The organism is Actinospica durhamensis (genome assembly GCF_018139695.1).
GTDB classification, from domain to species: Bacteria; Actinomycetota; Actinomycetes; order Streptomycetales; family Catenulisporaceae; genus Actinospica; species Actinospica durhamensis.
Window position 1 is genome coordinate 1 of the sequence record NZ_JAGSOG010000527.1, and the last position, 2,104, is coordinate 2,104.

2 protein-coding genes are annotated in these 2,104 nt (G+C 69.6%); both read right to left on the reverse strand.

Features of this window, described 5'->3' with window-relative positions; genetic code table 11:
- Nucleotides 1–22: 22 nt before the first annotated feature.
- Nucleotides 23–1,540: an ISKra4 family transposase gene (locus tag KDL01_RS40715; RefSeq protein ID WP_212534073.1), complete on the reverse strand. Its 1,518-nt coding sequence runs from the start codon at nucleotides 1,538–1,540 to the stop codon at nucleotides 23–25.
- Nucleotides 1,537–1,974, reverse strand: coding sequence for a hypothetical protein (locus KDL01_RS40720; RefSeq protein WP_212534074.1), 438 nt, complete (start codon nucleotides 1,972–1,974; stop codon nucleotides 1,537–1,539). Before KDL01_RS40720 ends, KDL01_RS40715 begins: the two co-directional genes overlap by 4 nt.
- Nucleotides 1,975–2,104: the final 130 nt, after the last annotated feature.

A 2,104-nucleotide genomic window follows, 5' to 3' on the forward strand; every position in this document is an offset into this window, starting at 1 on the left:
TGGGTGCAGGTCTTGGCCGGGTCTAGGGATCTGCGGTTGTAGGCAGAATCTGGTTCTTGTAGCGAGCAAGGTGGTTGCGTTGGTAGTCGCGGGCTTCGTGGTAGGCCCAGTAGGCGTCGAAGTCGCCGCTGGAGCGCAGGGCGCGCAGGCGTAGGACGGCTTCGGCGCCGTCCAGGCCCCAGCGGGCGCCGGTGATGTCGAGCCGGTCTTTGATCAGGTGCCGGCATGCGCCTTCGATCACGCCGGTGGCGATCGGCCAGCCGTTACTCAGGGCTTTGTCGTAGGCGAGGTAGGGTGCCTTGCCGGTCAGGTAGCCGATCGCGTCGTCGATTCCAGTGCGCTGGCCTGGTTCCAGTCCGGCCTCGTGGGCGGCTCGGCCCAGTTGCGCGGCCGCGGCCAGGGCGCGGCCGGCGAGGATCTCGCGGCCGTAGGCGGCCACGAACGCCTCGGCCTCGGGCTCGCCGTTCTTGTACAGGCACCACGCGGCCTTCCACAGGTATTCGATGACGTGGATGAAGTCCACGATGATCGTCACCGGGGTGCGGCGGCGCTTGGCCTCGGCTTTGACCAGTTCGATCTGGTGCGCGGCGCCGTCGACCAGCACGATCCAGCACCGGGTGTGGTGCGGGTCGCGCGCGGTGGCCTGGTTGAATGCGGCCTTGACGGTGGCGGCGGCGGGGTGTTCCACGCTGCCGGTCAGCCACTTGTTGAACGCGACCGGGCCGGGCGCGGACTCGGGCTCGTTCTCGCCGGGTTCGGGCAGGATGTCGGCGCCGGTGCGCACGGCCGGGTCGGCGTCGTAGACGGCCGCGATCTCCGCCATGCGTTTACGTCCGTTCTTCTCACCCGCAGCCAGACGGGTCCTGTACGTGTTCTGGCCTTTCTTCGCGGCGGCTTTCGCGGTGGCTTCGCGCAGCGCGTCAGGGCGCATCACGATGCCCTTGCCGTCGAAGGTGAGCACCAGCAGCGTGTCGGGGCCGGCCGGGACCGGGCTGGCCGCAGCGTAGAAGGCCTCGATGTCGCAGGCCGCGTGTACCACCAGGTCTTGGACCTGCCGGGAGCCGATCTTCACGCCGCAGGCCTCGCGCAGGTGCTCGGTGGCGGCGGCGAACGAGCCGCGCACCGCCTCGAGCACGGCCATGCGCGCCAGTCCGTGGGAGGCCTTGACCTCGGGCAGGTTCAAGGAGGCGTCCAGCAGGTGCAGGTCGTGTACGTAATCGCCGCGGTAGGCGATCCGGTGCACGGCCACCGGCCCGAACACCGTGTCCAACCCGGTGCGCCGGTGCCGTTCGATCCGGTTGCGCGAGATCCCCTCGGCATCGGCGACCGGGGCGCTCACCCGCTCCTCGCGCACCTCGCGCAGGTCCAGGTGGTCCTGGAACAGCACCCGGGTGACCTCCCGCATCCGCGCGGCGAGTTCGCGTTCGAGCTGCCCGTGGGTGATCTCGTCCACCGCGGCCTGCCGCGCGAACTCGATCACCTGCTCGAAGGCCGCGCGGGCCGCGGCAAACGAGCCGGCGGCGGCCTCGGCGGCGCTCACCGCGCGGCCCCCGCCTCGGCCAACCGGTAGCGGCCCCGATCCGCGCGCACCAGGATCCCGGCCGTAGCCAGGCGCGCGATGCGGTTGCGCACCGTCTTGAGCCCGGCCGGCGTGCCGGCCAGGCCGAGTCCCAGCGCCACCGTGCGGCAATCAAGCGCCACACGCTCTGCCTGGAACACCTTCACCGTCTCCCGCAGAACCTCGCCAAGCCCATCAGCGTGCTCTTCCAGCGCCCTGTGCCCCGATGACCCCGAGACCACCTGATCGACAAGCTGCTCGACGCTCATCAACTCCTGATACGTCTCGCGCGCAATCACCAGGCGCGCAAGCGCCTGCTCCACCCCGGCCAACTGTTCTCGCAGCGCCTCGGCCTGCCCGGACAGCTCAGCCTCACGTTCTTCCAGCACAGACCACAACGAGCCCATCTCCATCACTCCAGCACGGTGCATCAGAACCCACATTCACTGCGGGCCTCGACACCACGCTAGGGCCATACGCCACAGGTCTGTCTCGAGAATCCGGAAACTCCCCAGCTGATCAAGCCCGCCCAGGACCTGCACCCAT